The organism is Gimesia panareensis, assembly GCF_007748155.1.
Lineage (GTDB): Bacteria > Planctomycetota > Planctomycetia > Planctomycetales > Planctomycetaceae > Gimesia > Gimesia panareensis.
In genome coordinates this window covers 6,546,214-6,571,385 of the sequence record NZ_CP037421.1, presented here as the reverse complement: position 1 = coordinate 6,571,385, position 25,172 = coordinate 6,546,214, and the positions used below count along the sequence as shown (strand labels likewise).

The following is a 25,172-nucleotide window of genomic DNA, read 5'->3' as shown; positions in this document are numbered from 1 at the left end:
ATACAGTTGAAATGGTTTCTGTTTCAGTATTGTAGTTCAGGACTGTGGAGATTCGGGTTTGGACGACTCCGATTCCGCATCGGTCGAAGCGGAGTTTCCTTTCGCCGACGGTTCCTGTCCGGGAGCAGTTTGTGTTTTTTCGGTGGGAGACTGCAGCTGGTCGAAGCTGACTTCTCCCTCACTTGTCTGCAGGCGTTTCTCCCGGAATTCTTTATCTCGTTGACTGTTGCGCCACAACATGAAGCCAACGCCTGCCATCAACAGCACAAACGTGGCACCCAGGATCTGCACAAACAGTTGCCCCCCCGTTTCATCGACTTTGGGGGGCGTCCATTCGAGCCGCTGCGCGAGGACCAGTGGTGCGACCCGCTGTGTATCCTGAGCACTATACAGGTACATTTTGAAAACGTAACCGGTCACGGTCACGTGGTCAATGACATCGGTCCCTTTGGGGAGCCCGTCTTTCAGAGCGGGGGGAACATCGGTGCAAATCACCACAACGGGATTCTGTTGTGAATCGTCGGTAAACAGCCAGGCTTCGTAGAGCGTTTTAATGCCGTACTTGTTGTCTTCGTCAGCGGGATAGTGCACCAGCTTGCGGACCCGACCGGTCAAAGTCACCAGGCGCCCTTTCCAGCGATTCATGTTTTTGAAAATATCGGGAAAGAGGGGCAGCTTGAGTTCCGGATGTTCGCGAAACGTTTTCAGTTCGGATCGGCGGTTCTGCAGATTGAATTCCGCCCCCTGTTTCTGATCTTTGAGCGTGGTCTCACGGAGGTGATTGAGGACGTAGTAGTAGAGCACTTTTTCATCGTCGAGCACGCCGCCCAGGGCTTTATCCTGCACTTCGTTGAACAGCGACGGTTTGAGCTGTTCGGAAAACGGTTTGAAAGGATCTTCGCCGGTCGCATCCTCTGCCTGGAGCGTCAGTGGAGCAAGCAGACTGACCAGTCCGACGAGCGTCCGGAATCGGAGAGAAGACGGCATATTTTGCTCCCAGGGTTTCACTTCATTAAGTTGTTTAATATAACAGTATTATGGCAATTGCCTCTGAACCCTATTTTGTCGACCCGTGGTCAATTTGTCGAGCTTAAATTATTTCGCCGCCGAGTCAGACTGCGTGGCGTAATCCCTTATTTGATAAGAGTTTTTGTCATTTAATGCTTCAGAGAGAGCATTGACACAAAACAGAGGATCTCTATAATTCCCTAGAATTTGAATGAGCGCAACTGGAGTTTTCTACTGTGATTCTTGAGGGTGTGTCCGATCCTTGAGCGTACCAGTGATGTCATTGCAGGGTAGTCTCTTGTCAGACCTGGAATGACTCAACGTTGTCTGAAATGGCCCGCGCGCCTGTGGGCGTGCTCGGCTGGCACCGATTACCTGTCTATTCAGGATTGAGGGACTGACAGTCAACTTAATATTCATTGCTTTTTTAAAGTACCAACCGAATCCAAATAGTAACGGAGACAACCAGTAATGGCGGAAAACGTATTGGAATTTACTGATGCCAACTTCCAGTCTGAAGTTTTGGAAGCATCTGAACCTGTATTAGTCGACTTCTGGGCCCCCTGGTGTGGCCCCTGCAAGATGATGATGCCAACCATCGAAGAGATTGCCAGCGACTATTCAGGCCGCGTGCGGGTTGGAAAGTTGAATACGGATGAAAATCCGGGCATTGCTTCCGCAAGCAGTATCAGCGCCATTCCAACCGTAAAGCTTTATAAAGGTGGTCAAGTGGTCGAAACGTTTGTGGGTGTGACTCCCAAAGAACGTTTTGCTGCTTCACTCGACAGCCAGCTGTAACCACAATTCATTGTGTGGTTTGAAATTTCATGTGGGCAGAGAGGTGGAGGACATCCTTCCTTTCTGCCCTTTTTGTCATTGAACCGACGTGCCTGCCTGTCACTACAGACTGTCTTGTGGAAAGGGATTTCACAGCAGTGATGTAAAGCAGGAGCCTCAGTCAGACGCTTCTCAGGGAAAGGAATCCCGGCATGAGCGAAGAAACCAGCCCGGATCAGAAATCTCAGACTCCCCCTTCCTTTGCAGGTTTTAAACCTCCCGCGTCCGAGCCTGAGGAATCACATCCCCTGCCCGGTCCTGAGGGAATCCAGCGACGTGTGGATACTCCGCCCAGCCAGTCCCCCTCTGTTCCAGGGACAGACTCCAGTTTCAGTGCCGAGAAACAGGCTGCGCTGGAAGCGAGTCTGGCACATGCAGCCGGCGCGGGTGAAACCCAGAGCGACGGTGCAAATGAATCAGGGACTTCTCTGACGGGTGCCGAGTTGTTAACCCAGGCGGGTGAGATCGCGAATTATCTGAAAACGCAGTTCGCGGAAATCAGTCGACGGGAACAGACCCTCAACAGTCAGCTGAGTGAAATCGATAATGAACGCCGCAAGATCCGGATGTGGGTTTCGCAGATCGAAGAACAATACGACCAACGGGAAGCCGGCATCCGCGATAAAGAGACCGAACTGATCCGCAAAGCGGTAGAATGCGAGAAGCTGGCAAAAACGGTCCAGCGCGAGCAGGAAAAAGTATTCGAAGCCCAGGATCGGCTCGAACAGGAACGCGGTGAAATGCGCGACCTGATTCTGACCGAATTTGCAGAACAGCGGGAATCACTGGAACGCCAGCGACTGGATCTGATCAACGAGCGGAAGCGGATTCGCGAAGAGGTTCTGGAAACACTGACCGAACAGCGGCGTGAGCTGGAACACGATCAGGAGGAATGGCGGGGCGTCCGTCAGACGGAACTGAATCATCTGAAACGGGAGCGGGAGCTGCAGGAAGAAACGATCCGCAAAGTCGAAGCGGAGCTGGAATCCCGTAAGGAAAAATTCGAACTGGAACTGAAAACCCGCCAGGCCGACTGGGAATCGAAGCGGCGTGCCGAGGAAGAGGCGCTGCAGACACGCGAACGGGATTTCGTGATCCGCTCGGAAGAAATCGAACACCAGCTGACCATTCAACGCGAGGACCTGGAGCGCGAGTACCGATCGCGGGAGGATCAGTTCGAGCAGAAACGGACGCTGATCGAGAACCGGATTAAATTTCAGGAGAACCACCTGCTGCGGCTGCGGAAACAGGTCGAACAGGAACAGCATGACTTCCAGCGGCAGCAACAGATCCAGCAGCAGCAACACGAACAGAACGAACGCATTCACCTGCTCCGCATGAAACAGCTGGACCGCTTCCGCGACCTGCTGCAGCAGCGCGAACAGTCGCTGAGCAAGGAACGCTACCTGCACATGGAACTGCGGCGTTCTGTCGAGCGGTTTGAGCAGAATCAGAAACAGCGGATGACGGACGAATACGAAGCCTGGCGCAAGGAGCGCGAGGCGCAGAAGGCGGAATTACGCCGCCAACACGACATGCTGGCGTTGCATGCAGAGAACCTGGAGCGCCGCCGCGAGCGACTGGATACCCTGCGGGCGGAAGTGGAAGAGACACACCGGGGCACCCTGGAAATGCGACTGGCGCTGGAAGAAGGTTGGGCACAGCTGACCCAGGCCGAGGGTGAGGAAGCGGCCCGCCTGCGACTGGAGAAAGCCCGCGACGCACTGGCTTCCCATTACCGGCAACTGCGCGAATCGCTGTCCGTGGAGCGGCAGGAACTGGACCATTCGCAGGAACTGTTCCATCGGCACCGTGACGAATTCCGCCAGGAGCGCCAGGCCCTGTCGGAGTGGATCGCGGAACGGGACGAGCAACTTCGTCTGCGGAGTGAGCAGTTGCGTTTTGAAGCTGAGCAACTGGCCGCGCGCGATTCATCCTGGGGACAGAAACGGGAACTGTGGTTGCAGGAAAAAGTTCAGGCCGAATATATCATTCGCGAACTGTTGCAGCAGTTGACAGACCTGACGGGGATTGAAGGAGACATGCCTGAGCCGCCGCTGCAGGAAGTTGAAGCAGCGGATGTTTCGCAGGAGGCAGAAGCGGTAGAATCGCCGGAGAATTCGGACTCGGAAACGAAGCTGGACCTGTACGATCAGGGTTAGTGTCTTGTCAGAGTCGGGGAATTTGCCTTATGTGGAGGTAGTTGATCAATCACTGTTGGCAAGCCAACAGTGGCCCCCGGCTGTTTGATCTTGATTACTGGTCGATACACGATTGGGGAGAGATCACCGGGTTCCCCTGGCATGTATGCAACACTGTCAGTTTCCTGCTCGCTACGCTCGGCCCGAATTGCATTCGGGCTTACCCGGTCTGAGGGAAAATTGACTTGGATGGAGTTGATTATCCGAGCACTGTTGGCAAGCCAACTGTGCCACCCTCAATGGAAACATATGATTTAGAAGCAGAGCTGGCCCTGCGCAATCAGGGCTAGAAACTCAAACGCTTAACTCAGGTCTTTCCAGGCGTCCCAGCAGAGGAACAGTACCAGGGCGGCCGAGACCAGGAACATGATGTCCATCATCATGCTGCCCCGGAAGGGGACACCAATGGCGATATCAGCCAGAGCGAGGGCGGCCACAATTCCGGAAGCGGCCATCGAGCCCATAATCATTTTTTTGGGTGCATCCGACATTAAGATCCTCGTCTCTCTCTACCTCTGCAAAAGCTGTCTGCTTGATGGATGTCGTGTACTCATTTTTTTGAAATAACCCACAGTGAGCACTGTCTTTCCAAGTATAGCCTAACAACTGGTGGAAATTCCAGTCGATTCTGGGAACTCGTTCGACGAAAGGATCATCCGTGTCCTGGTGCACTCAGCGAGGCCTGAAAAACCGTTACAACAGTGCCAGCCGGCACCGTATTGGAGCGGTTCAGCCCAGTGAGCAAAGCTCGATGATATGGCCGTCCGGGTCGTTGACGAAGGTCTGGATCGCCCCATCCGGTCGGGATTTGGGGGGTGAAACGATGGGAATCCCCTGCTGCAGCGCCTGTTCATAGGCCTGTTTTGAATCTTTGACCTGAAAGGCGAAATGATGTGTGCGGGTGTTCGGTTCCACGTCGGCCTGACCGGCTGCCCCAGATTGATCGTGCTCGAGAATCAGGTGAATCTGCTGGTCGCCGATCTGGTACCAGTGCCCTTCAAAGGAAAATGCGGGCCGGGGCACATGGTCCATGCCCAGGAAATCGACGTAGAACTTCCGGGAGGCTTCCAGATCTTTGACCACGAGCGTGATATGATCAAAAGCCTGAACCTGCAGACTTTGCGTGGGGGCAGAATCGGTCATGGATTGTTCTTTCTTCTCAAAGGATGCTGATCAGGAGGCGGATGAGGCCAGGATCGGTTCCCCGACACTCCAGGCAGCACCATCGCGGACGATGTGCCGATAGAGGGTATCGCGTTCCACGGGAATCCGGCCCGCTTCCTTGATCAGTCGATGCAGCTGCTCGACGGTCAGGCCTTCCGGCGTTTTGGCACCGGCATCGTGGTAGATCAATTCGTGAACCACCGTCCCGTCGAGGTCGTCGGCTCCGAAACTGAGGGCGGTCTGTGCGGTCTTTTCGCCCAGCATGATCCAGTAGGCTTTGATGTGATCAAAGTTGTCGAGCATGATCCGCGACAAGGCGATCATCTTGAGGTCGGTCAAACCGGACGCTTTGGGAATTTCCGACATCCCGGTATTTTCGGGATGAAAGGCCAGCGGGATGAATGTCTGGAAGCCGCCGGTTTCATCCTGCAGTTCGCGCAGGCGACAGAGATGGTCGACGCGGTGCTTTGCCTGTTCGTAGTGACCATAGAGAATGGTGGCATTGCTCCGCAGTCCCAGGTTGTGTGCTTCGCGGTGAATGTCGATCCAGCTCTGGGCGTCGGCTTTGTGCTCGCAGATCTGTTCACGGACTTCAGGATGAAAGATCTCCGCTCCCCCGCCCGGCATGCTGGAGAGTCCGGCTTCCATCATCTGTTCGAGGACCCAGCGGGTCGGCTTTTTGGTCATGAAGCTGAACCAGTTGATCTCCACGGGGGTCCAGGCTTTGATGTGCAGTTCGGGGTATTCGTCGTGGATGGTCCGTACGACATCCAGGTACCAGTCGAACTTTTTCTGGTGATGCAGTCCGCCCACGACGTGAATTTCCGTGGCACCGGTGGCACGAGCTTCCTGAACGCGTTCGCGAATCATCTCTTCGGTGAAGGTGTAACCGCGGTCCGATTTGAGGTCGGCCCGGAATGCACAGAATTTGCAGCGGTAGACACAGACGTTGGTCGGATTCAGATGGATGTTGGTGTTGTAGAACGCGAAGTTCCCATTTTTCCGTTCGCGGACCTGATTCGCCAGGCCTCCCAGCGTCAGGATATCGACCTTTTCGTCGAGAAAAACGCCTTCATCGAAGCTGATCCGTTCGCCGGCTTCGACTTTGCGGGTGATGGTTTCCAGCTGTTCCTGTTCGTTTTGATTCAGATTCATCAGACTGTCTGTTGATTCGTTTCGCGTTTGAAGTTTGGGTTGGATTCAGACCCGCCGCCTGAGCAGCGGGACCTCTGTTTATTATGACGGTTCAGGGCCGCTTATGCGAGCCAGACATCGATCAATCCCACAAAGAACAAACCAATACTGATCACTGCATTGACGTGAAAAAAGGCCAGATTCACGCGTCCCAGGTCCTCGGGATTGACCAGCAGGTGCTCATACAACAGCAGTCCGGCGACGGCGAAAACCGCAATCAGAAAAGGGATTCCCAGGGCAGCGACGTACCAGAGGCTGAACAGGCAGACGACGGTCATAAAATGGCTGAACATGGCAAAGCGGAGCGCTTTTTTGATGCCCCAGCGGGAGGGGATACTGGAGAGCCGCTTGTCCTGATCGAAATGGACATCCTGACACGCGTAGATAATATCGAAACCGCCGACCCAGAAGAAAACGACCGCACCGAGCAGAACCGGTTCCAGCGAAAGCGAGCCCCGAATGGCGATCCAGGCCGCCAGGGGAGAGAGCATTAACGCCGTCGAGAGCCAGTAGTGACACCAGATGGTAAACCGTTTGGCGTAGGAATATCCGAGCAGAAAGAGCAGGACCGGCACCGACAGGTAGAGGGGCCAGCGATTTGGCAGAAACAGGAGTGTGGAGGCGATAAACGCCAGCGAAGTCAGGATGGTAAAGATGGTCACCGCGCGGACACTGATCAGTCCGGCAGGGAGATGCCGCCCCTCGGTGCGAGGATTTTGCGCATCGATGTCACGGTCCACCAGGCGATTGAAGGCCATTGCGGCTGAGCGGGCAAACAGCATACAGAGCAGAATCCCCACCAGTTCCTGCCAGCGAACGGTGCGTCCCCGCCAGGCCAGTACAGCAGAGAGCAGCGCGAACGGCAGGGCAAAGATGGTATGGCTGAAGCGAATCAGTTCGAGCATCAGGCGCAGTCGGGCCAGCATGGATTTCATCTCGTCAGAGGAGGGATTGAGCGGTCGGGGTTCATTCACGATACGATCGCTGGCCTCATCTTAGCTGATCAGCGCGAGGCACCCAAGTCAGTGAGCCGGGAAACTCGGGCGACAGAGCAGGAATGGGCCTCTGTTCGACTTAGCGGGTGGGAAAAGTGTTCAGCGAGGCGACGTAATTCACGAACCGATCCTCGACGCCGGGAATATCGCGGGGCAGTCGGGCACTGAGGGCTTCGGGATCATCGTTGGTCCTGAGGTCCGCGAGATAGGCGAGGAGCGCGTCCCGGGCTTCCGGCGTACTGTTGAGCATGAAATGCGTCCAGGCCCAGGCTTCCTGATAATCGACACGTTGCATCTGGGAGACTTTTTCCAGCTGCTCCAGGCGTTTCATATCAGGCTTCCAGCCGTTGTTGAGCGCGGCGGTGAGGCGGGAGGCGTGATCCCGGTTGATCTGACCGGGGGTATTGCCGGCGACCTCGAAGTATTCCGCAAGCCCTTCATCGAGCCAGAGCGGAACCGTCTTCAGACTCGCGTGCAACAGTCCATGCGTAAATTCGTGCCGCAGGTCTTCCTGAATCCGATCGCCCCAGAAGGTGTAGACGGCCAGCTCTTTGGGCGTGCCGACAAAGTAGGCGCGTCGCGGAGGCAGACCCGGATAGGTCAGATCGAGATAATTCCGATACTCTTCCTGGTTGGAAAAGAGATAGACGGTGACCTGCTCACTGTTGAGGGGAATATTCAGGGTCGCGGCAACGTCTTCGCGAAGCTTGATCAGATCCTGAAACAGGGGGTGTTCCTGCCCCAGTTTGAAATCGCTGAGGACAATCAGCTGCTCGGCGCTGACACTGTGCTGCGCGGGCAGATGGACGGCCTGTTTTTTTGCTACCGTCCGGCACCCTTGAGCCGAGAACAGACACAGCACCAGACAGACATTCAAAGCGATCGCTTTGAATGCGGGCCACGACATCATGTCTGGAGCCTGATCCGGGCTGACGGAGAATTCTGTTTTCACGGTGAGCAGTTGGGTCTCAGTTTGCAGGGATGGTATCTAACAGTAGAACAAAGTTATAAACGCTGTTGGGACGTTTCCGGGTTGGCGGCGGACCGTTTTTTACTTGAACTGGGAAACAGCCCGTCGAAAAATCCATTCGAGGCGGACTGAATGATGAGATTGCCTTTTCCATTATCAATCAGAGACTGGGCTAACCGCGGATGGTCTTTCCAGGTCGTTGCCTGCCATTTTCTGATGTCTGCGTAGGTGTCATAGAGTCCGGCTTCTGACTTGGGGATCAGGTGCCAGCCCTCTTTTGACTGTACGATATGAACTTCAAACGCGGCATACATGCCACCCGCTCCGATCATCATGAAAATCAAAGCGGCTACGATTCGGCGCATCTTACTCACTTCCTTGTGTCGTTAATCAGGTTCGCCTGTCAATCAGGGGCGGGATCATCTCAGAAACCGGGAAATGCGGCAAGAGTGAACTTGCGGATTCAGCCGAGAAAACTACACATTAATACAGGTTACGCAGCCGGTTCGCCAAAAAGATCGCCCGGATGGATTTTCCGACCGCAGAGGAAATCGCTAACCTGCATGGCCCGTTTGCCTTGGGGCTGAATCTGGTTGATCTCCAGCAGCCCCTGACCTGTACTGACGACAACGCGTTTTGGATTCGCGAAAACGACCGTTCCGGGAGCAGCCTGCCCCGGATCGATCTCGCAGGACAACGCTTCCGTCTGTTCTGCTGTGAGCGGATCAACATCGAGAATCTGTAAACGCAGGGGATCCTGCCCCGGATGCTGGAGAAAGGAAAAGGGGCTGGGCCAGGGCTGCATGGCTCTGACGTGACAGGCGATCTGCTGAGCCGTCTGACTCCAGTCGATGGAACCGACCTGCTTGTCCAGTGTGGGCGCGAAAGTAGCCTCCTCGTGATTCTGCGGTGTTTCGACGAGGGTACCCGCTTCGATGTCTGTGAGTAACTGCATGGCCAGGGGGGCGGCGAGATCAGCCAGCCGGTCCTGAAGCTGACCGGTGGTCTCTTTGGAGCCAATCTCGGTCTCAACCATGCCGGCGATCGGGCCGGAATCGAGGGTGCGTTCGATACGAAATACGGAGACTCCGGTGCGGGTTTCCCCGGCACGGATCGCATACAGAATCGGGGCAGCCCCCCGGTAGTACGGTAATAGCGAGGCGTGCAGGTTGAAGGCGCCACAGCGGGGGAGATCGAGCAGCTTCTGCGAAAGGATCTGACCATAAGCGGCGACGAGGTAGACGTCTGCCTGCAGCTGCTCGAGTTCTTCCAGTGATTCCGGAGTGTTGATTTTGGGGGGCTGGAAGACGGGAATGTTGTGCTCCAGCGCCAGCTCTTTCATCGGATTCTTGTGGCGATGGTGTCCGCGTCCGGTCCGATCGGGCTGAGTGTAGAGCCCCAGCACCTCGTGTTCTGAATCAAGCAGCGCCTGAAATGCGGGAATCGCAAAAGTGCCGGTTCCCATCATGACAACTTTTAAAGGCACGAGAAATCTCCTCAATGTGAGTTAGAACCGGGTTGCTGACGACGGGCCGAGATCAATTTTCAGCGAAGGCTGCCAGGACGTTTTCACCGGGCAGACACGGCATCAATTGCTGAAGTTCGGCTGGTCAGCCCAGTTCCAGTTCGAGCTGGGCCAGTTGTTTGCGAATTTCCTCATTGGAGGGGAATTCACCCCGCTGCTGCTGATGACGAAACTGCGATTCGAAATCGGCAATCTGGGCTTCCAGTTCCTGTTTCTTAGTTTCGACCATGCGATCCGGAAACAAAACGCCTTCCAGGTGATCGTATTCGTGCTGCACGGCCCGGGCAGCGAGGTCATCGAGGGTGATTTCGAAAAGCTGCCCGTCCAGGTCATACGCTTCGACGGTGATTTCTTCGGAGCGTTTCACATCGCCATACAGTTGCGGCAGGCTCAGACAGCCTTCTTCGCCTTCGGCGGTCCCTTTGCGTTTGGTGATCTCCGGGTTGATGAATACGAATTCTTCCTCTTTTTCGCCGGGGTCGGAAGTCAGGTTGATCACAAACAGGCGATAGGGAAGCGCGACCTGATTCGCTGCCAGACCAATCCCGCGGGCTTCGTACATCAGTTCGAACATGGTTCGTACGATATCGCGCAGCTCGGGAGAGATACTCTTGATCGGTTTGGATTTCCAGCGGAGGGCGGGATGGGGATAATTGACGATTTGCAACGCAGCCATAATTTGATGTACCCGGCGGGGTATGATACACAGTCCAGATTTCTGTCGTTTGAGCGCATCAGTCCCGTTGCCCGTGGTGCGCAGGGAAGGACGCAGAACACATAACTAACTGTATATCAAGGCCGAACGAGAGATACAATCCTTATCCCCGCGAACAATGGCATTGTTCGCGTTTTTTCCAGCGTCTGGTCAGCCATCGGCGCAGACCACGAAAGTATCGTGTCTGTCGACCCGTCTCAGGCCGAGACGACCAGACGCTCCTGCACAGTCGCTCCCGTATGCATCTTAATACATGGGCAGCGGATCAAGAGGAGCAGACGCTGTGGTCGGAACCGATCCCTGGATGACAGGAGCAGCGGCTGTGGACTGATAGGTGTCATAAGTATTGTAGGCTCCCTGTGGTGCATAAGTCGGAGCACCGACGCCACAGTTTCCACTGGAGCAGCCACCACCGCCGAAAGGCATTGCCGGTGCCATGGAGGGACCATAGTTACAGCTGCCGCAGCTGCCATAACGTCCACACTGGCAACCTGTTGTCAGGGCGATCAATGCGATACCAAGCATGGTAATTCCAAAACGTTTCATGAGTTCAATCCTTTTCTTCTACAAAGTTGCGACTGAAAAGTTCAATCGCAGATTATCAGTCTTTGATGTGGAATAGTTCGTCCGATTAAGAGGCGGCCGATGCCGCCGTTTTTTTCCAGCCGATGGGGTACACGCTCGATTTTGAGCCGGCCCAATGAGCCGTAAAACCACCGGGATGACGTTCCTGGTTCATCGCCAGTGCCAATAGTTCGTCTCTGATTTCATTGACTCCCCGCGTGAGCGCGACCGTTGCCGAGTGTTTTCCTTTCCAGATCTGCAGTCCGGGGTGAAAGCCTTCGAACTGACCGGAAATGATCGTTTCCCAGCCGGCGTTCCTGCGGTTGATACTCACGGAGAGTTCGCGACGCAGATTCCACCAGCGGAAAAATGTGGAAAGAGAAGTTACCCAGACCAGCGGAAACTGTTTGCGGTCCAGCTTGATGTTTTGCAGCAGTGTCTGGAATTCGTTGCGCGAATTGATTGAGGTCAGTGAGACCGGCAGTCCCTGACGGTAGCTGCTGATCAGGTCCACGCGTAACTGCCGCGCTGTTTCTGTATTTGACCGGGCCTCCCAGTCTGCCTCTGCATGCAGATGCAGCTGTTCCAGCGGCACGGGCAAGGGGCTCATGACGTTGGAAAACTCGCGGAAGTCCTCACCGGGAATGGCTTCGCCGTAACAAATCACGCCCTGGTAGGGATAAGGATAATCGCTTAAGCGCATCCAGGTGCCGCCTGTCTGCTGTAATTTATCCTTCAGTCGAATCACAAACGCGGCATTAAATTGTTCGATACCAAACGTTGATTTCTGATTCAGTTCGTCCCGGGTCCTGGCCTCTGCTTTCTGACTGGTGAATTCTGCGAGGTCAACCAACGGGATTCGACAGTGAGAGAGCAACTGTAAATCTCGTTCATTGAATGTTTTTTGAGAACCCACCAGCAAGAGGTTCCAGCTGGATGACTGATAGCCTGAGAGTTGGGCCAGGTCATCGTGGAGCTCTGTTACAGGCAGACCCATTTCGCGCAATCCCTTCGCGACAGGAGCAGCTACTCCTGACAGCAGAATCGGGTAATCCGGTAATTGGCGCGAAACAGACATGGTTGGATCGTCTTTTTTAAGAACTAATATAGTGTCGCGTTGTGTTTCAACTTGAGAGTGGGTGAAACACGACTTTGACAATACTGAAGTGAAACAGGAAATCGATTGATGGGAATCAGTGTGGGAGGTGTGTGATCTGCCTGTGAACCAGGCGCAGTGATCACGAATGTGAGGCGGGAAGATATTCACTTTTGAAATCGAGGTCAATACGAAGAAAGCGTCGAAACGGAAAACCTTTAATCTTTTTTCTGATTTTCGATCCTTTTTAAAAAATATTTTGGGTTTCTGTGCTGAAGACTGCTCTGAAAAGGTCGCATCACGATCGCTGCAAAGCCTTACCGAACTGAAAATGGTTCGGCGATTATTGATGCAAGCCGCTCTCCACCCCGCGTAACAGACAAGCGAAATCGGTTGCAAAAATTCTCTCTGAAATTGGGGTTGGTGAAAATCGGGAGTCCCCTCTATAATCCGCCCCTCGCGAATCAAATGGATTGATTTGTGAGACCGGCTTTTGAATTGCCCGTCAAGACGCGACGGAGCCCATCAAACTTTGATGGGACGCGAAATTTAAAAGCAGATTAGATCTAGAGTTTACTGACAGAAATACAACAACGTCTAAGCATGGAGGCGCGGCGTGGAAACAGTTCTGGTTATTGGACTTGATACGGTTGCCGGAGCAAATATTGCAACCTGCTTATCCAGTCGATATCGGGTTGTCGGATTAACTTCAGCTACACCAGTTTCCCTGCAGGGATGCGAAACACATACCTACCAGGAGGATGATATCGAGACAGCGCAACACTGGCTGTCCCTCGTCCGTCCCGACTGGGTCGTCTATTGTGGAGTCGCCGCTCATTCTTCCTGGTCGGTTGAACCTGCGAGATTTTCCACGAAAGATCCCGTGCTGGCAGCGCGTAACTGGGTAAGTGCAGCGGAACTGCATTCAGCCCGCTTTACTCATATTTCTTCCGACGCGATCTTCACCGGCCCCTGGATGTTCCACGAAGAGGACTGCCAGGGATTGTGTGAAAGCCCCGAAGCCGAACTGATCCGGGCGATCGAACGTGAAGTCAGCCTCTGCAATAATACATTGATCATTCGCACCAATGTTTTTGGCTGGACTCCGGCCGCTTATGGTGCAGGTCAGGTCGAGAAACTGGTGCAGTCGTTACAGGATGGTTCCTATGCGGACCTGGACTGCTACCGGCACGGCACTCCGCTGCTGGCCACCGATCTGGCGGCGATTATCGAACATGCCTACCAGGAACGTCTGACGGGCACATTCCATGTCGCGGGTGGCGAACGCATCAGCCCGCTGGAATTCGTACAACGTCTGGCCAAGACCTTTGAACTGACCGTTCCGGTCCTGCCCCGTGCCACCGTGATGAACGAACGGCCGACCAGCTTTGCCATGGGTGAAACCTCACTGCACACCCGTAAAATCCGCCGGGCTCTGAGCATCTCCATGCCAATGCTCGATGATGGCCTGCAGCGGCTGTTCGACCAGCAGAGCAACGGCTACCTGAATCGTCTGAATGACGAACCGGCCCGTTACTACGAACAGGAAATCGCCGCTTGACGCGAACCTGACTGAAAACAAAAAATAAACCCCCTGGTATAAAATCACCAGGGGGTTTTGTTTTTCAGGTTGTGATTCAAGCGAGAATTTTCTGAACCACTTTGGCGGGATTGACGCCAATCAGTTTCTGATCCAGTCCCTGGAAGCGGAAAGAAAGCTGGTGCGGATCGAGCCCCAGCAGATGCAAAATGGTGGCGTGCAGATCGTAAACGGGAACTTCGTCTTCGATCACGTTGAAGCCGAAATCATCGGAGCGACCGATGGTCGTGCCCCCTTTGATCCCGCCTCCGGCCAGCCACATGGTAAAGGCGTTGGGATGGTGGTCGCGTCCGTCACTCCCCCCCTGCACCATGGGCGTGCGACCGAACTCGCCCCCCCAGACCACGAGGGTATCTTCGAGCAGGCCGCGCTGTTTGAGGTCTTTGATCAGCGCTGCAGAGGCCTGATCGGTGGCTTTACAGTTGTTTTTGAGTCCATTGACCAGGCCGCCGTGCTGGTCCCATGATTCATGGAACAGCTGCACGCAGCGAACGCCCCGTTCGACCAGTCTACGGGCGAGCAGACAGTTATTCGCGAAGGAGGTCTTACCCGGTTCTGCCCCGTAGAGTTCCAGAGTGGATTTGGTTTCCTGCGAAAGATCCATCACATCGGGTGCACTGGCCTGCATGCGGTACGCCATCTCAAAGGAATTGATGCGGGTGGCAATCTCGGGATCGCCCACCTGTTCCAGGTGCCGCTGATTGAGTGCTTTGAGCGTATCGAGCGAATCACGCTGCAGTTTGCCGGAAACACCGGGGGGATTTTTGAGGTAGAGCACCGGCTCCTGCCCCCCGCGGAACATGACTCCCTGGTGCGTGGTCGGCAGAAAACCGCTGCCCCAGCAGGAGCTGCCTCCGCTGGGCCCCTTATTGCCGGAACTGAAGACCACGAAGCCGGGCAGGTTCTTCGATTCGCTGCCCAACCCGTAAATGGTCCAGGCGCCCAGGCTCGGTTTGCCGAACAGCTGGGAACCGGTGAGGGCCTGTATCTGGGCGGGGGCGTGATTGAAGGCGTCAGTCTTCATGCTCTTGATGATGGCGATGTCATCGACGACTTCCGCCAGGTGGGGCAGAATTTCGGAGAGCTCCGCGCCGCATTCGCCGTGCCGATTGAATTTAAATTTCGGGCCCAGGAATTTCGAATGCGGATTGATGAAGGCAGCCCGGTAGCCTTTGAGCAGATCTTCGGGAGGCAGCTTGCCATCGAATTTGCTGAGGACCGGCTTGTTGTCATACAGTTCCAGATGGCTGGGGCCGCCCCCCATAAACAGGAAAATAATGTTCTTCGCTTTGGGAGAGTGGTGCGGTTCTCGGGGAGCCAGCGAGTCCTGTGAACCGGTTGCGGACTTCGTCGCTGCGTAGCCGGACTCCTGAAGCAGTTGCGTGGCTGCGATCGCTCCGAGGCCGACGCCGCATTGCTGCAGGAACCAGCGTCGGGCAATCGGATGTGCGGGATGGGATATTTGATTCATGTTTGTCACCTGTCGGTTTCAGGAGCAAGAACAACGGGGTTGCTGTTTATTCTTTGGTGATGGTTTCGTCCATATTGAGCAGAATGCGAGACAGCGCGACCCAGGCAGCCAGCTCGGGAGTGGCAGCCTGGTCTGTCTGTTTCGTCGTGGTCAGCTGTTTGACTTCTTCCGGGTGATCGGCAAAGTAACGACGCTGATTCTGCAGGAATTTTGTGAGTAACTGTTTTTCGTCTGGAGAGGGATGACGCGAGACACAGCGGCGGAACGCGGTATCGATTCGTTGCGCATCGGTGGTGCCCCCGCTGGCTAACGTCGTCTCTGCCAGTCCCGTGGCACATTCCATAAACAGGGTTTCGTTGAGCGTGGTCAGGGCCTGCAGCGGCGTATTGGAGCGGTTGCGTTTCACCGTCGCGATGTCGCCATTGGGGGCATCAAACGCCTGCAGCATGGGATAGGGGACCGAACGGAAGCGGAACGTATAAATGGCCCTGCGGTAGCGATCGTCGTCCTGCTCAATCTTCCAGGTCTTGGGACCGTAACTGGCCGGTTTTTCGAACAGGAAAGCCGGTGCAGGCGGATAGACCGAAGGACCACCGATTTCGGGATTCAGCAGACCGCTGGCCTGCAGCGCGATATCGCGCACAAGTTCCGCATCGACGCGATAACGGGGACCGCGGGCGTAAAGTCGATTGTAGGGATCCTGTGCATAGAGTTCGGGACTGACGCGGGACGACTGCTGATAGGTGCGGGAGGTGACAATCAGCGTGTGCAGTTTTTTCAGGTCCCAGCCTTCATCCATGAACCAGACAGCGAGCCAGTCCAGCAACTTGCGATGCGTGGGAGCGGCTCCCTGGGAACCCAGGTCTTCACTGGTCGCAACGATCCCCTGACCGAAGTACGCCTGCCAGACGCGGTTGACAATCGCACGGGCCGTTGTCGGAGACTGTCGATCGACGAGCCAGCGGGCAAAGGTCAGGCGGTTCACTTCGGTTCCCTGGGGCAACGTATTGAGAAAATCGGGAACCCCCGGTTCGACCTGCTGTTTCTGTTTGAGGAAATCCCCCCGTTCGAGCAGATGGGTCTCGCGCGGCGCCGGTCGTTCTTTGTAGACCAGCTGTGTGGTGCCTTGGGGATGCTGTTGCCAGAGTGCGGCGATCTGGTCGTTCTGGGGCTTCCACTGTGGGACGAGCGTGCGCCAATAACTGAAAATTTCCCCCTGTTCTGCGGCTGTTCTTCGGGTTGCGGGGATCTTCAACAGTTCCCGGATCTGGTCCGGCACCGGGTCCGCTGCCGCATTATCCGCGGTTGTATACGAGATCCGGAAACGACCCAGGTTCATCGTCTGGTTGTCATCACTGTTCCAGCCCCCGTGCATCTGGACCAGGCTGATCTTCAGCTTTGTACCCTGCGGATAACCGAAGGGTTTCTCAGCGTTAAAGACGGCTTCGTGGGGCAGGTTCATCCGCCCCGGTCCTTCCTCAATGCCCCAGGCAGTTGTGTTGTCACCATCGATGGCGTAGTCCACGGGGCCAATAAAGCCCCGCTTGTCCTGCTTATCAGAATATTTCGTACCCAGCTGCTGGCGTTCGTTGGCAAAGTCGGCTGAAGCGTTTACGAACTTAATGTTTGATTTCTGTTTCGGATCCTGGGCATTTTCGATGCTCAGCCGGATGTCCGTCAGCGCACATAAACCTTCGACGGATCTGCCGGGACCGCCTGCGGGCAGGTTGGGATGGTTCAACAGCTCCAGGCGAATCGCCTTGATCTTGGAGGCATCGACGGTTGCTTCAAAATTCGAGGTGAAACGCGACGGTGCATACCCCTGCGCCAGTTGGGAATGATCGGGCTGCTCAAAGTAACGCTGTGAATTGCTGTCGATATTCGTCAGCTGCATGACTTTCCATTCAGGCTGATGCTGTTTCACGCGTTGTTCCCAGGCCGCCATTTCCGCTGCCCAGTCGGGCCGGTCCGCCTTGAGTGCCTCTTCGATTCGTCTGATCTTCTGAAAGAGCGCGGTGAGCTGCTGCTGTTCTTCATCGGTGTAGCCGCGGATGCTCGCTTCATACGAGTTATTGATGCAGGCAAAGATCTGGTAATAGTTCTCCTGTGTCAGGGGATCATATTTGTGCGTGTGACACTGTCCGCACTGCAGCGTCAGCCCCAGCACACTTTTGCCAATGGTATCCATGCGGTCGAACATGGCTGCCATCCGAAACTCTTCAGGGTCAATCCCCCCCTCTTCGTTGAGCATGGAGTTCCGCATGAAACCGGTCGCAACCTGTTGATCCTGTGTCGCGTGGGGCAGCAGATCACCGGCGATCTGTTCCACAATGAACTGATCGTAGGGTTTGTTTTCATTGAAGGCATCGATCACCCAGTCGCGATAGAGCCAGACTTTGCGGGGGGCGTCTTTTTCGTAGCCGTTCGAGTCGGCATAGCGGGCGGCATCAAGCCAGAGCCGTCCCCAGCGCTCGCCGTAATGGGGTGAAGCGAGCAGACGCGCCACCTGTTTCTGCCAGGCTTCAGGACTCGGATCGTTCACAAACTGATCGACCTCTTCAATCGTAGGAGGCAGACCGATCAGGTCGAGACTCAAACGACGCAGGCGTGTTGTGCGGTCCGCGGGTTCCGAAAAAGTCAGCTGTTGCTGTTCCAGTTTTTCGAGGACGAACGCATCGATCGGATTTTGCACCAGCGACTGTTGTCTGACCTGGGGAACCGCTGGTTTCACAGGTGTCTGAAAGGCCCAGTGCGAAGCCCAGGGGGCACCGGCTGCGATCCACTGACGGATTTTTTCAATGTCGGCTTTCGACAGTTTCTTGCCGGAATCGACGGGGGGCATTCGCAGGCTTTCATCGTCGGTCGTCAGGCGCTGATAGATCAGACTCTGCTCCGGTTTTCCCGGCACGATCAGCGCCTGTTCGCTCGACTTCCCGAACAGACCTTCTTTCAGATCCAGGCGCAGTTCGGCCTCACGATGTTCGTCATCCGGACCGTGACAGGCGAAGCAGGCATCGGAAAGTAAGGGACGAATATCGGAAGCGAAATCAAGTTCTGTGGCAGTCGCAGCATCAGTCCCTGCATGGAGCGCATTCGACAGACAGACCATCAGAGCCAGAGTTGACAACAAGCAAAGCGAGCACGTTCGCATGACCATAATCCTGCTTTCGGTCGATGATTGTGAGCCGAGAATCGCAGCCGTCAGCATTCAACGAGGGAGGCGGTGCTTCACAATCAGGACAGACCTGGTCACAAAAACTGCCCACCGGCGTTTTTTTGTTAACGGGAAGGATTCTCGCATCTCAAAACAGACACGAGTGAATACCGGTCCGCCACTTTACCCAAAGTGGGGTAGCCCAATGTTTAACCTAAAACCATTTGAGCAGGTGACTTAAGAGCCAGGCCTGGAGGGTGGATTGCCTGACGGTTCTGAAATAATTATACGGAGGCAGACAGGGAGAATTCAAGTTTTGCCTCAAAATGTCAGCCAGAAACGGATCACTTTTTATGAAGATCCCCTTCAAATCCTCGCCGCAGATTTAACAAACCTTAACACTAGTGCCGTTTTGTCTCATTCTGATACACATTATTCATCTCCTCTTAACAGACCGAAAGGAAAGATCTTCACACTAACTCGATACCGTACTGCCATCTGAAATTTGCTGCCGGCAACGCAAAGTTCAGATCGAGAGTTGAATTCAACACAAGGAACTTGAGTTCAAGAGGGCAGTTCATATTCGATCATCAATTGCCAAACTGATGGGGGGGATGACCTGTTTCTTAAAAAAGTAAAAGTAAATCGTAAAAGCCTTCATTCGTTCGCGCAACTGTCAAATTTTTTGAAACTAACAGGAAATGAAATGAAAAAATCACGTGCTCGTAATCTGAAACGTTCAGGTTTTACCCTGATCGAACTTCTGGTGGTGATCTCGATCATCGCCCTGCTGGCTGCCCTGCTGATTCCGGCAGTCTTTGCTGCCCGCGAATCTGCACGCTCTTCACAGTGTAAGAGCAACCTACGTCAATTTGGTCTTTCGATGCATGCCTTCGCATCTACCGATCCCAGTGGTCGCTACTGCACCGGTGCTTACGACTTCCGTCGTGACGGATGTCCTGACACCTGGGGCTGGGTTGCTGACATGGTCAACAGTGGTGCTGGTCTTCCTCAGAAGATGCTGTGCCCCTCATCCACTCTGCTGGGTGCTGAAAAGCTGAATGACATGATTGGTGCCATTAACACCAGTAACAAAGACAACGCTCCTCCGGCACGTCTGCTGGATGGTATCTGTGCTAACTGGACCTCCGGTACCGCTGGTACACCAGCCCGCCTGTCTCAGGTCGCCAAACTGCTGGAAGACGGTTATGGTACTAACTACGCCGCCAGCTGGTTCCTGGTTCGTTCCGGTGCCAAACAGGTTGGCGGTGTGACTTCTTCCGGCCTGAAAGGTTTCGGCGGAAGTCTGGGACCATTGACCATCCGTCGCCTGGACTCATCTCGCGTTGCATCTTCTGCAGTTGCCTTCCTGGGTTGTGGAGCTCCTGGTGACGTTGGTGAAGCTGTACTGTCTGACTCGATCCCCGGCTTCATCGATGCTGGTGAACGTCTGGCTGAGTCCTTCAACGATGGTCCTGGTCAGTGGGATACAACCGCTGGCGCCATCACCCTGATGCCAGCCGGTACCAATGTTGTCAGCGCCATTCCTTCGGTTCTGCCCGACCCCAACCGGACTGGAACTCCAGGTCCAGATGGTATTCTGTGGCTGCAGGACTCTCGTGACTGGTACGCATGGCATGGCCGTGGTCGTAACAAGATCTGCAACATCCTGATGGCTGATGGTAGCGTCAAAGCATTCGTCGACCTGAATGGTGACGGCTTCCTGAACCCCGGTTTCCCTGCTTCAGGTACCGGTTCAGGATACACCGATGCTACTGTTGAACTGCGTCCTTCTGAGTGCTTCTCTGGTCCCTGGCTGGACGCTCAGCTGACCAAAGGTAACTTCGAATAAGCTTCGAAGCGACTACAAATGAGAGACGTTCTGAGTGGCCGGTCCCAGACCGGTCACTCTTTTTTTATGGCCGGACCGCAAGGTAGTGTTTCTTAATTCGGATGGTCTATACCAAAGTCGTTTCAACCGGGGCTAACGCCCTGCGGCTAATTGGTCTTTCCTGCAGTCATAGTACCTGAAAGCAAAGGCAACCACAGGGCGACGACCACGGTTCAGGCGATGATCTCATCGATCACGTGGCCGTAAACATCGGTCAGCCGGCGGTCGATGCCGTTATGCCGGAAGGTCAGCTTTTCATGATCGATGCCCAGCAGATGCAGGATCGTGGCATGCACGTCGTAGCACATCGTGGGGTTGGCGGGGTCGGCGGGTTTGAAGGACCACTGATCTGATTCCCCGTATGTCGTGCCCCCTTTGATACCGCCTCCCGCGAGCCAGTTGGTAAAGACGAAGGGATTGTGGTCGCGGCCTTTGCTCCCCTGGCTGCAGGGCATTCTGCCGAACTCGGTAGTCCAGAGAATAATCGTATCATCCAGCATGCCCCGCTGTTTCAGATCCTGAATCAGGGCCGCCGCGCCGATCGACATGCCCCGCCCTAAAGGCCAGTGATCGCGTTTGATGTCTTCATGCGAATCCCAGTTCCGCCGGGGGAAACCGTTGTCCGCTCCCGACCAGATCTGCACGAACCGCACGCCCTGCTCCAGCAGACGCCGGGCGACCAGACAGTTGCGCCCGAAGTAGGCGATTTCGGCTGCTTCGCTGATTCCTTCCTGGACTTCAAAGTCGACCGAGTCGAGGCCGTACATGTTAAGCGTGCTCTTTGTTTCGCCCGACAGGTCCAGCACTTCCGGTGCCTGCAGCTGCATTTTGGCCGCCAGTTCGTAAGACTGAATGCGGGCATTCAGGCGGGTATCGCCGGCCCGCTGTTGTTCGTGTTTCCGGTTCAACTGTTTCAAGGCAGCGAGCACATCGCGATCGCTGTTGCGCGTGATGAAATCATTTTGGGGCGGGAACAGATTGGCGATCGGCGTTTTTGAATTCGGGCGAATCATGGTCCCCTGGTTGCTGGCGGGCAGAAAGCCGGCGGACCAGTTCGCAGCGCCATTGGGGGCGAAGCCTCGGGGATCGGGGAGCACGACAAAGGTGGGCAGGTTATCGGTCATGCTGCCCAGTCCATAGCTGATCCAGGCGCCCATGCCGGGAAAGCCGGGCAGAATAAAACCGGTAGCCTGCATGAAGGTCGCCGGTCCGTGGACGTTCGACTTGCTGACCATGTTATGGATGAAGGCCATGTCGTCCACACAGGCTCCCAGGGGCGCCACACATTCATTGAGCCACTTGCCCGATTCGCCGTACTGCTGCCACTTCCAGGGCGCCTGCATCGTCTTGCCCGGCGAAGACTGAAACAGCTGCACCTTTTCGCCCGGATCCCAGGCGTTGCCGTTGTCCTTAATCAGCTCGGGTTTGTAGTCGAACGTATCGCACTGGCTCGCAGCGCCGGACATGTAGAGCTGAATCACCCGTTTGGCGCGCGGGGGGTGATGCAGTACATGGGTGCTGGCGGGAGCTTCAGCCAGCAGTTGATCCTGATTGAGCAGAGACGCCAGGGCAATCCCCCCCAGTCCCCCGCCAGCTGACATCAGAAATTCACGACGATCCATAAGAGCACTTTCCTCAAAGTTAATCGATAAAGATAAATTCGTTGCTGTTCAGAATCAGGCGACAGACATTCGCTAATCCGTGCTGCTGGCCTACTTCGACAAGCAGTTTGACCTCGTCCTTCCCGGGTGGTCGGCCCAGCGCGGTTTCAAAGGCGCGGGTTACCTGGGTTTTGAGATCCGAGGTTTTGCTGCTGACCTGCTGTGCGAAGAATTCCGACATGCTGACCATGAACTGATCGTTGAGCAGCGCGAGTGCCTGCAGGGCAGTCAGGGTTTCAATCCGTTTGGGAGTGATCTGCGACGGATCGGCACAGTCGAGAGATTCCATAAACGGATCGGGCACCGAACGAACAATAAACCGGTAAATCGAACGGCGATGCGTTTCCGCTTTCGCGGGATCATATTTCTGGTAGAGGTAATGGGGTGAATGCTGCGGTTTCTCCAGGACGAACAGGCGATCTCCGGGGCCATACATGTTGAAATCGAGTTTACCGCTGATCTGCAGGACGGCGTCTCGGATCGCCTCGGCTTCCAGTTTCCGCCGGTTCATCCGCCAGAGGAAACGGTTATCGCCATCCACCTGAGCCCCTTTCGCATTACTGCGTGACGACTGCTGATAGGCGGTGCTGAGCACAATCCAGCGGTGAAGTTGTTTGAGCGACTGGCCTTCATCGCGGAAGCGGCTGGCCAGGTAATCGAGCAGCTGTGGATGCGTGGGTTTCGTACCCATTTTGCCGAAGTCATTGGGAGTATCGACAATCCCCTTGCCGAAGTGGTAGAGCCAGACGCGATTCACTATCGAACGCCAGGTGAGCGGATTGCGAGGGTTGACGATCCAGCGGGCCAGTGCCAGGCGGCGGGCGCCTTCATCTCCCGGGTCTTGCAGATGCAGATTCCCATCGAGGCCGTCAATCAGGCCGGGGGCTGCCGGATCGACTTCACGCACCGGTGCTTTTTCGCTCCCCCGACTGAGTAGAAAGACGGGGCGGGGCTCACCCTCCGTCGGTCGGAAATTCCCTCGGCGGGGGAACTCGGTTGCCGCCGCGAAGACTTTTTTCTGCGCGGGGAGTTTACCGAGCTCAGACTGAACTCGTTTGATTCTGGCGGACCAGTCGCGGAGTGACTGTTTCTCTTCCTCGGATGAGAGACTGGCCAGCAGGTCATCCCGTTTCTGCTGGAGTCGGGCGAGATCCTGATTGGAATCGGGGCTTTGATAAAAATTACCGTCGATCAGATTTTTGCGAGCCCAGCGGGGAGGGGCTTCGATGGAATCCAGAGAAGTCACCTGCGCCTGTCCGGCCTGGTTCCGGTCTTCCGGTGCGAGGACCTGAATTTCCCCGAGTGCGAAAATGAAATCATTCGAGCGGGGGGCGAGTTTTGTGGCGGTCATTCTCAGGTATTGAAAACTCTGACCTTCGAGAGCGACCTCGACGGGACGTGTGCCGGGGTTCGGATAGTCCGCTTGCGTGTGGTCGGCGATGGTCGTTGCCGACTTGAAATCACTGGTATCGGAGATTTCGAGCTTGAACCGCCGGGGGAAGCCAAAGCCGGCACCGATGTTGTTGTAATTGTCAAAGGCGGGCATCAGTCTGATTTTATTCGCGGTCACCGGCTGCTTGAAGTTGAGCTGGACCCATTTGGCAGTCTGGTCTGACTTTTCAATCTGGCTGTGATAGCCATACTCGACGCCCTGCCCCTCTTTGGCATTCCGGGCCTGTTTGAGCTCTGCTTCGAGTTGCGTCAGTTTCTCCCCGCCCCGTTTTCTGATCTGGTGATCGAGATCCTGGTGGAGTTTCTGAACGCGGGCCTGTGCGGCCAGCAGTGTCTGACGTTTCCGGGCGGTTGCGGGATCGGGATCATAGGTCCGTTCGGCCCGGTCGATGCCGGCAAAGACTGCCTGCAGGCCGTAATAGTCTGCCTGGGAGATCGGATCGAATTTGTGATTGTGACAGCGGGCACACTGCACCGTGAGACTGACCGTGCTGTTCATGACGGTGGCGACCATATCGTCGCGGTCGAGGTTGCGGGTGATTTTTTTCTCGATCAGATTTTCGTTGATTTCAATCTGACCGACCCAGTCAAAGGGTCCTGCGACAATGAACCCGGTGGCGGGAACAGTGTGGGGGGAATGCGGATCGACAACATCGCCGGCCAGTTGATCCAGGATGAACTTTGAATAAGGAATATCTTTGTTCAAAGCCCGGATGACATAATCACGGTAAGGCCAGGCATTTTCGCGGAGTTTGTCTTTGTCGTAGCCGTGCGTGTCAGCGTAGTGGACCACGTCGAGCCAGTGCCGCGCCCAGCGTTCCCCGTAGCGGGGGGAAGCGAGCAGCCGATCGACCAGCTTTTCATAAGCCCGGGGATCCGGATCTTTGACGAAGGCCTCAATTTCCGCGGACGTGGGAGGCAAGCCAGTCAAATCATAATAGACACGACGAATCAAGGTGCGACGGTCGGCTTGCGGTGAAAACGTGAGTCCTTTTTCACGCAGACGGGCCAGCAGGAAGGCGTCGACAGGCGTGCGAACCTGTTTCTGTTCTTTGTCGGTCAGTTTCGGGAGCGGCGGTTGTGATAAGGGTTGAAAGGACCACCAGTCAGTATCGGTGAGCTGTGCTTCCCGAATGCGATAGTCGGGAGGCCAGACGGCACCGGCTTTGATCCAGTTGCGGAGCGTATCGATTTCGGCTTTGGTCAGCGGCTCTCCCTTTTTCGGCATCTCCGGTTCGGGACCGACGACATAATCGAGCAGCATGCTTTCGGCGGCGACGCCGGGGGTGAGAATCTTACCGTTTTCGCCTCCCTGCAGTGCCGCCTGTTTTGTTTCCAGCGACAGGCCTCCATCTTTGGTGCTGTCGTTATGACAGCGGATGCAGTGCTGCTGAAAGATGGGGACGACCTGTTTTTTAAAATCGGGTTCGGCGGCGTCTGTCTGAGCCGTGATCCCTGCGAGGCAAATAAGAAGCAGAAGTGTGTGTATCTGAATCCGTTGAATGACAAACCACATGTGAGCGTTTCAATCTAATATCAGAGGGTGAGCAATATCTCTGGTTGTTTTTTCGGCGGGACGATCTGAGGAAACGTGCGGATCAAAAAACGGACGGGCCCTCACTATATATATGGCGCGCCGGAGTCGGGATTGGTACCACAACTTTTCCCGTTTTG

General features: G+C 55.3%; 19 protein-coding genes. 4 read left to right on the top strand and 15 right to left on the bottom strand.

Annotated elements, in window-relative coordinates:
- Positions 1–36: 36 nt before the first annotated feature.
- Positions 37–987, bottom strand: coding sequence for a hypothetical protein (locus Enr10x_RS24625; RefSeq protein ID WP_145114133.1), 951 nt, complete (start codon positions 985–987; stop codon positions 37–39).
- A gap of 492 nt (positions 988–1,479) precedes the next feature.
- Here Enr10x_RS24625 and trxA point away from each other — a divergent pair, with 492 nt between their 5' ends.
- On the top strand, positions 1,480–1,806 hold the full coding sequence (trxA, locus tag Enr10x_RS24620) for a thioredoxin (RefSeq protein ID WP_145044304.1): 327 nt from the start codon (positions 1,480–1,482) through the stop codon (positions 1,804–1,806).
- Positions 1,807–1,997: 191 nt separating this feature from the next.
- Entirely contained in the window at positions 1,998–4,007 is a 2,010-nt protein-coding gene (locus Enr10x_RS24615) for a coiled-coil domain-containing protein (protein ID WP_145114134.1), read from the top strand.
- A gap of 341 nt (positions 4,008–4,348) precedes the next feature.
- Here Enr10x_RS24615 and Enr10x_RS24610 read toward each other — a convergent pair whose 3' ends face one another.
- The 10 genes from Enr10x_RS24610 to Enr10x_RS24565 all read right to left on the bottom strand — a co-directional run bounded on the left by Enr10x_RS24610 (position 4,349) and on the right by Enr10x_RS24565 (position 12,251).
- Complete coding sequence (locus tag Enr10x_RS24610) at positions 4,349–4,537, bottom strand: hypothetical protein (RefSeq protein ID WP_145114136.1); 189 nt, start codon at positions 4,535–4,537, stop codon at positions 4,349–4,351.
- A gap of 238 nt (positions 4,538–4,775) precedes the next feature.
- A complete protein-coding gene (locus tag Enr10x_RS24605) occupies positions 4,776–5,189 on the bottom strand; it encodes a VOC family protein (RefSeq protein ID WP_145114138.1) in 414 nt (137 codons plus the stop codon).
- Positions 5,190–5,219: 30 nt separating this feature from the next.
- A complete protein-coding gene (mqnE, locus tag Enr10x_RS24600; RefSeq protein ID WP_145114140.1) occupies positions 5,220–6,365 on the bottom strand; it encodes an aminofutalosine synthase MqnE in 1,146 nt (381 codons plus the stop codon).
- A 101-nt stretch (positions 6,366–6,466) separates the two neighbouring features.
- Positions 6,467–7,330 (bottom strand): UbiA-like polyprenyltransferase, encoded by an 864-nt coding sequence (locus Enr10x_RS24595; RefSeq protein WP_145116533.1) that lies wholly within the window; start codon positions 7,328–7,330, stop codon positions 6,467–6,469.
- A gap of 148 nt (positions 7,331–7,478) precedes the next feature.
- Entirely contained in the window at positions 7,479–8,309 is an 831-nt protein-coding gene (locus Enr10x_RS24590) for a DUF1570 domain-containing protein (RefSeq protein ID WP_232093122.1), read from the bottom strand.
- 95 nt (positions 8,310–8,404) lie between these two features.
- Positions 8,405–8,734 carry a hypothetical protein gene (locus tag Enr10x_RS24585; protein WP_145114144.1) on the bottom strand — a complete coding sequence of 110 codons (330 nt, stop codon included), beginning with the start codon at positions 8,732–8,734 and terminating at the stop codon, positions 8,405–8,407.
- A 128-nt stretch (positions 8,735–8,862) separates the two neighbouring features.
- A complete protein-coding gene (gene fmt / locus Enr10x_RS24580) occupies positions 8,863–9,855 on the bottom strand; it encodes a methionyl-tRNA formyltransferase (RefSeq protein ID WP_145114146.1) in 993 nt (330 codons plus the stop codon).
- A 124-nt stretch (positions 9,856–9,979) separates the two neighbouring features.
- Positions 9,980–10,570 carry a peptide deformylase gene (gene def / locus Enr10x_RS24575; protein ID WP_145451683.1) on the bottom strand — a complete coding sequence of 197 codons (591 nt, stop codon included), beginning with the start codon at positions 10,568–10,570 and terminating at the stop codon, positions 9,980–9,982.
- Between the two features lie 285 nt (positions 10,571–10,855).
- Entirely contained in the window at positions 10,856–11,155 is a 300-nt protein-coding gene (locus Enr10x_RS24570) for a hypothetical protein (protein WP_145114149.1), read from the bottom strand.
- An 85-nt stretch (positions 11,156–11,240) separates the two neighbouring features.
- Positions 11,241–12,251: a hypothetical protein gene (locus Enr10x_RS24565; RefSeq protein ID WP_145114152.1), complete on the bottom strand. Its 1,011-nt coding sequence runs from the start codon at positions 12,249–12,251 to the stop codon at positions 11,241–11,243.
- A gap of 634 nt (positions 12,252–12,885) precedes the next feature.
- Here Enr10x_RS24565 and Enr10x_RS24560 point away from each other — a divergent pair.
- The gene (locus tag Enr10x_RS24560; protein WP_145114154.1) at positions 12,886–13,830 is read left to right on the top strand and encodes a sugar nucleotide-binding protein; all 945 of its coding nucleotides are present in this window, start codon (positions 12,886–12,888) and stop codon (positions 13,828–13,830) included.
- Positions 13,831–13,906: 76 nt separating this feature from the next.
- On the opposite strand, the gene Enr10x_RS24555 is transcribed toward Enr10x_RS24560, so the two are convergent.
- Positions 13,907–15,340 (bottom strand): DUF1501 domain-containing protein, encoded by a 1,434-nt coding sequence (locus Enr10x_RS24555; protein WP_145451682.1) that lies wholly within the window; start codon positions 15,338–15,340, stop codon positions 13,907–13,909.
- Positions 15,341–15,386: 46 nt separating this feature from the next.
- Entirely contained in the window at positions 15,387–18,491 is a 3,105-nt protein-coding gene (locus Enr10x_RS24550) for a PSD1 and planctomycete cytochrome C domain-containing protein (RefSeq protein ID WP_232093121.1), read from the bottom strand.
- A 709-nt stretch (positions 18,492–19,200) separates the two neighbouring features.
- On the opposite strand from Enr10x_RS24550, the gene Enr10x_RS24545 reads away from it, so the two are divergent.
- Positions 19,201–20,346 carry a DUF1559 family PulG-like putative transporter gene (locus Enr10x_RS24545; RefSeq protein WP_145114160.1) on the top strand — a complete coding sequence of 382 codons (1,146 nt, stop codon included), beginning with the start codon at positions 19,201–19,203 and terminating at the stop codon, positions 20,344–20,346.
- A 212-nt stretch (positions 20,347–20,558) separates the two neighbouring features.
- On the opposite strand, the gene Enr10x_RS24540 is transcribed toward Enr10x_RS24545, so the two are convergent.
- Together Enr10x_RS24540 and Enr10x_RS24535 are read right to left on the bottom strand one after the other, a co-directional pair.
- The gene (locus Enr10x_RS24540; RefSeq protein WP_145114162.1) at positions 20,559–22,007 is read right to left on the bottom strand and encodes a DUF1501 domain-containing protein; all 1,449 of its coding nucleotides are present in this window, start codon (positions 22,005–22,007) and stop codon (positions 20,559–20,561) included.
- Positions 22,008–22,026: 19 nt separating this feature from the next.
- Positions 22,027–25,014, bottom strand: a complete 2,988-nt coding sequence (locus Enr10x_RS24535; protein ID WP_145451680.1) for a PSD1 and planctomycete cytochrome C domain-containing protein — start codon at positions 25,012–25,014, stop codon at positions 22,027–22,029.
- Between the last annotated feature and the right edge of the window lie 158 nt (positions 25,015–25,172).